Annotated in this window: 7 protein-coding genes and 1 pseudogene; 2 read left to right on the top strand and 6 right to left on the bottom strand. The window is 41.2% G+C overall.

Features of this window, described 5'->3' with window-relative positions:
* From IM322_RS05955 to IM322_RS05940, 4 genes and pseudogenes are all read right to left on the bottom strand, one after another.
* Positions 1–139, bottom strand: a 139-nt coding sequence (locus IM322_RS05955) for a DUF2887 domain-containing protein (protein ID WP_043996774.1), incomplete at its 3' end; no start/stop codon positions are given.
* 83 nt (positions 140–222) lie between these two features.
* On the bottom strand, positions 223–882 hold the full coding sequence (locus IM322_RS05950; RefSeq protein ID WP_287673876.1) for a Uma2 family endonuclease: 660 nt from the start codon (positions 880–882) through the stop codon (positions 223–225).
* 17 nt (positions 883–899) lie between these two features.
* Positions 900–1,478, bottom strand: a complete 579-nt coding sequence (locus tag IM322_RS05945) for a Uma2 family endonuclease (RefSeq protein ID WP_287673877.1) — start codon at positions 1,476–1,478, stop codon at positions 900–902.
* Between the two features lie 14 nt (positions 1,479–1,492).
* Positions 1,493–2,082: pseudogene (locus IM322_RS05940) on the bottom strand (Uma2 family endonuclease).
* Positions 2,083–2,112: 30 nt separating this feature from the next.
* Here IM322_RS05940 and IM322_RS05935 point away from each other — a divergent pair.
* Both IM322_RS05935 and hisH read left to right on the top strand, forming a co-directional pair.
* Positions 2,113–2,373, top strand: coding sequence for a transposase (locus IM322_RS05935; RefSeq protein ID WP_287673878.1), 261 nt, complete (start codon positions 2,113–2,115; stop codon positions 2,371–2,373).
* Between the two features lie 109 nt (positions 2,374–2,482).
* Positions 2,483–3,121, top strand: a complete 639-nt coding sequence (gene hisH / locus IM322_RS05930; RefSeq protein ID WP_287673879.1) for an imidazole glycerol phosphate synthase subunit HisH — start codon at positions 2,483–2,485, stop codon at positions 3,119–3,121.
* Here the strand turns inward: hisH and IM322_RS05925 are convergent.
* Together IM322_RS05925 and IM322_RS05920 are read right to left on the bottom strand one after the other, a co-directional pair.
* Positions 3,110–3,862: an ABC transporter ATP-binding protein gene (locus IM322_RS05925; protein ID WP_287673880.1), complete on the bottom strand. Its 753-nt coding sequence runs from the start codon at positions 3,860–3,862 to the stop codon at positions 3,110–3,112. The two genes, hisH and IM322_RS05925, sit on opposite strands and share 12 nt — an antisense overlap.
* 309 nt (positions 3,863–4,171) lie before the next feature.
* Positions 4,172–5,287: a branched-chain amino acid ABC transporter permease gene (locus IM322_RS05920; RefSeq protein WP_287673881.1), complete on the bottom strand. Its 1,116-nt coding sequence runs from the start codon at positions 5,285–5,287 to the stop codon at positions 4,172–4,174.
* Positions 5,288–5,474: the final 187 nt, after the last annotated feature.

Raw genomic sequence — 5,474 nt, 5'->3', positions numbered from 1 at the left:
CGAGTCGGAAAGCCAATTCTTTGATTTCGATTGACTTGAATTGATAATTTTGCGCTAGATTGGGAGATTCTCCTAGCAGTTGAAAGAGAAGTTCGGGAAAGACTTGAAATAGGGTATAAAAGATTTTATCGGTTTTCATTACTCCTTCTTTGGTCGTCAAGTCAATAGTTTTTTTATGAATTTTCGTGAAGTTTTTGTTAAATTTAGATTACTCTAACTAGATTAATTTTTGATCCTTGCTATTCCTAATTGCAAAACCTCTAAAACCTTGGCTAAATCACCAGCTAATAAAGCATCTCTATCTAACCATAATCCAGGGAATATCTGAGAACAAATTATCCCTTCTGAGCTCGGTTCAAGTTTAATATATTCTTCATTGGTTAATCTAAACCAATCAAATTCTCCATCGTCAACTCGCCAGACTAGATATTCTTGCACTTGGTTACGGCGATAAACCTTAAGTTTTTGATGTAAGTCAAGGGAGACGGTACTCGCTGCAATTTCGACGATTAACTCTGGCGCACCTTCGACATAACCATCCTCACTAATCGTTGATTGTCCACCATTTTTAATTCTTAATAGTGCATCGGGTTGAGGTTCATTGTCCGCATCAAGACGAACCGTACAATTATCCCCTAATTGCAGATTGGGGGTAAAGGCTTTATACACACTTAGCCAACCTATAATATCAGCATGGGGTTCACCATGGTTCTTAATTCTGAGGGGAGAAGCCATAATATAAACAATTCCTTCAATGAGTTCTGCTTTTTTCAGATTTGGCATGGCATTATATCTACGCTCAAATTCACGACGAGTGAGCTTGTCCCCATTTTCTAGGCGTGGAATGGTTAATTGAGGAGAAATCGTTGTAGTTGCTATCATCTTGGTATTTCCTGTCGTCAAAAAATGGGTAATTCTAAAGTAAATCCGGGTAAAACGCTCTCCCCAGATAAGGTGGTTGGTAATGAGACGATTTCTACTTCCTGATTTTGGCGATAGATGGCTACCTGTTGACTAATGGGATCAATTAACCAACCCAATCTTAAGCCACTATCAAGATATTCCTGCATTTTTGCTTGTAGTTGACTTAAAGAATCAGTGCGCGACCTTAATTCTATCACAAAATCAGGACAAATTCTCGCAAATTTTTCTTGTTCTTCTCGGGGTAAAGCTTCCCAGCGTTCATTAGCAATCCAAGCAACATCAGGGGAACGTTTACCACCCTTGGGTAAGGTAAATATAGTGGAAGAACTAAAGACTTTACCGAGTTTTGTTTGACGATTCCAAATAACCAAATCGGCGTTCAAATCTGATTCTCGATTTCCACTAATAGCACCAACAGGCGGCATAATGATTAATTCTCCTTCGGCATTTTGTTCAATTCGCCAATCGTCGTTATTATGGCAAAGTTGATAAAATTGCTCATCGCTTAAATTGACGGATTTTAAGTTTAAGATCATCGGTTCGACGGTAATCATGGGGGTTAATTTGCCTAATTAAATACTTGAGAAACTTTTAAATTGAGTTGACTAAATATAGCAGATATTACTAAGTCATCATTGCTAAGATTACCAACCTTTGTGTAAGTATCTACTCTTAATTCTAAGACTAAAATGGTTTGAGCTTGAGGATAACCTATCCAGTATTTGGGAATCCCACAATCTTGATATTGAATTCTTTTAGCGATGTAATCTCTCTCTCTTTGAATTTCCCCTGGACTAACCACTTCAATGACTAATAAGGGGGGTAACATGGAAAGAAGAATCGTATTTCTCTGGGAGAGTAATTGAATATGTTCTTCTCGAATAATGGTTAAGTCAGGATAACGGTTTTTCGGTTCGCCTCTCACTTCTAATTCTAAACCATGTCCTCTCCTATCCATGTCCTATGTCCTCTGACTCTCCGATGTCCAACAAGTGAGGCAAATGTGAGAAAAAGAAAGTTAGCGATTTGAAAGTTAAGTCCTGATTCTGGTGGCAATTCTACCAATTTTTCGTTAAATAATTCAGATGATTCCTCTGAATTATCCTCATATTGTAGATATTCGGCAAAGGTTTGAAAGCGGGGTTTTGTTATTAACATAAAATTTACTCCGTTTTCAAGAATTTAAATATGCCCAGAAAACCTCGAAATTTACAAGCTGGTTATTCCTACCACGTCACCACACGCTGCAATAACCGAGAGTTCAAACTATCCAAGCGGGAATGGCGGGAGGTATTTCTTTATGCCATCAAGAAGGCTTTAGACAAACACCAGTTTAAGCTTTATGCTCTCTGTATCATGTCTAATCATCTCCATTATCTGATCGAACCTGCCCAACCAGAAGATTTACCCAAAATTATGCACTTTCTCAACTGGTACACGGCGATGTGATCCCCCCGCCTTCGGCTTCCCCCGTCGTGCGTTTCATTTTTGAGTCAAGACTTAAATTTAGCGGCGTGATTGCTCTAAAATAGGGTCATCGCTTGATCAGTATATAGCAATGACCTTAATCGCTGTCATCGATTATGACATGGGAAATCTGCACTCTGCCTGTAAAGGACTGGAAACCGTGGGTGCAGTGCCGAAAATTACCGATTCTCCCCTCGATCTCGAAAAAGCTGACGCTATTGTGTTACCCGGAGTCGGTTCTTTTGATCCTGCTCTCCGGCAAATTCGCAGCCGTCATCTAGAAAAACCGATCAAAGCGGCGATCGCTAATGGTAAACCCTTTCTCGGTATCTGTCTCGGTTTACAAATTCTCTTTGAGACATCGGAGGAAGGTCAAGAGGCGGGTTTAGGGATTATTCCGGGGACAGTGCGCCGTTTTCGCTCGGAACCTGGCATTACCATTCCCCACATGGGTTGGAATCAATTAAACTTCACCCAGCCGGATCATGCTCTTTGGCAGGGATTACCCCCGCATCCTCACGTCTATTTTGTCCATTCCTATTATGTCGATCCCCTTGATAGTCATGTAACTGCTGCCACCGTCACCCACGGCAGTCAAACGGTGACGGCAGCGATCGCTCGTGATCGTTTGGTAGCGGTGCAGTTTCACCCGGAAAAATCCTCGACTAATGGCTTAAAAATTCTGGCTAACTTTGTTGAACAGGTGCAAAAATTAGCTTTAGTCTCCTAAATAAGCCTTTAAAACCCGCTCGTTTTTTTGGATTTCGCTGGGAATACCATCGGCTAAATTTGTCCCTTCTGCTAATACCCAAACGTGGTGACAAAGGGACATAATCACATCCATATTATGCTCGATAATTAAAAAGGTAATTCCCTGACGATTCCATTCGATAATATGGTCGCTGATTTGAGCGATTAAAGTGGGGTTAACTCCGGCGGCTGGTTCATCTAATAAAATTAATTTTGGCTTGGTCATTAGCACTCGGCCAATCTCTAATAATTTACGCTGTCCTCCCGATAAAGCTCCCGCATAATCCTGCGCTTTCTCCCCCAGACCAATCGAATCTAATATGTCCAAAGCTTTGGCACGATTTTCCTGTTCCTGTTGGCGAATTTTTGCCCCCTGAAACCAGACTTTGAGAAAATTTTCTCCCGTTTGCCCCGGACTAGCTAAGAGCATATTTTCTAACACCGTTAATCGGGATAATACCCTTGCTACTTGAAAAGTTCTCACACATCCTTTCAGGGCAATTTGATAGGGAGGCAGCTGATGAATGGGCTGACCATCAAGAAAAACTTCTCCTTTATCTGGGCGAATAAAATTAGATAAAAGGTTAAAAAGTGTGGTTTTGCCGGCCCCATTTGGACCGATTAACCCAGTGATGCTGCCCTGCGGCACATCCAAATAAGCATTATTGACGGCGCGAATGCCCCCAAAACTTTTCGATAATCCTTTGGCAGAAAGTAACATAATTGATCAGATAAACATCAGTTATCAGTAAACATTAAACAGTAATCAGTGAAAAGACAGTAAGTAGTCGTGGGAAATAAATTTCTTAGTTGAGACAGGCAATAGGCACTCTTGCAATAGGCAATAGGGTTATTTAAATGTGTAATTAATTTTGCTTAAGTCCTTAGAAAACTGCTATTTAATACTGCTCACTTAATATTCAAATCTAATCACTGATGACTGATAACTGATGACTGATAACTGATGACTGATAACTGATGACTGATGACTGATAACTGATAACTGATAACTGATAACTGATAACTGAAATTATTTTCCCAAAGTTAACTCCTCTTTTTTGCCGAGGATACCCTGGGGTCGCCAGATCATTAAAACCATGAGCAGCAGACCGATAATCATAATCCGTAAAGCCCCTAATTGGCTATCATTAAAAATATCTAATTGGGGCAGAATAAAGCGAGTCAGGGAATCGTAAGCCCAGAAAATTACTGCTCCTAGTAAGGTGCCGGCATTGCTACCAGAGCCACCGAGAATAATAATAATCCAAGCGTTAAAAGTCAATAATGGTTCAAAATTAGTCGGGTAAATAGTGGTTAATTGCCATGCTAAAAAAGCCCCAGCTAAACCAGCGATCGCACCGCCCAACATCAAAGATTGTAACTTATACCAAAAGACATTTTTTCCTAAAGCCCGGGGAATTTCTTCATCTTCCCGGATAGCTTTGAGGATGCGTCCCCAAGGCGATCGCAAAAGTAATTCTAAACCAGTATAAACGAGAGCGAGGAGGACTAAAACTACCACCATCAGCCCCGCTTTGTAATTATAGTCATTCAAGGCAATTACACCGTTTATATACAGAAAAAGCAGGATTATCGCCCCTAACGACCCCCAAAAGATTAAAGGTCTCTTTTGCGTCGGTTGATAGCTTTTACCGCTAATTTGCCCCGCTTCGCGCCATTGTCGTTGCAGATTGCGCCCCAATTGCCAGAGAGCAAAGATAGCAAGCAGGGTAAACAGGGCAATAATTAATAATTTGACGGGAAAACTGGGATTTATATCCAAAGGTAGGGGATAACGTTGTAGTCCGAAACTGCCTTTCGTTAACCAATCCTCGTTAAGCACCAGCAAACGAATTAACTCAGACACCCCGATGGTGACAATTGCTAGATAATCGGCTCTTAATCTCAGGGTGGAAAAACCGATGGCCAATCCCAACAATGCCCCTAGGATCGCCCCGACAATGGCGGCAAAAATCATCGGTACACCCTGTAAAGTTAATAAAACCGTTGCATAAGCCCCTAAAGTGGCAAAAGCAACGTGACCAAAGTTAATTAAGCCAGTAAATCCCCATTGTAGATTTAAACCGAGGGCAAAAATCGCATAAATACCCGCCCAAATTGTCAGGGAAACCAAATAATCTGTCATGTTATGGCAATTATCTTAATAGTGAGGTACAAAGTTTTCGGTTTCGGGAGTCAGGAGCCAGAAGTCAGGAGTCAGGAATCAGGAGACGATGCCCAATCCAGTTATACTTCATACTTATGAGAAACGCTATAACTAGGGTCTGCTGAAAAAGTTTTTCGGTGGGGGTTGGGGGTTGGGGGTTGGGGGT

The organism is Microcystis sp. M109S1 (genome assembly GCF_020247025.1).
In the GTDB taxonomy this organism is placed as follows: Bacteria; Cyanobacteriota; Cyanobacteriia; order Cyanobacteriales; family Microcystaceae; genus Microcystis.
The sequence above is the reverse complement of the archived record's forward strand: the minus strand, read 5'-3'. Positions and strand labels throughout refer to the sequence as shown.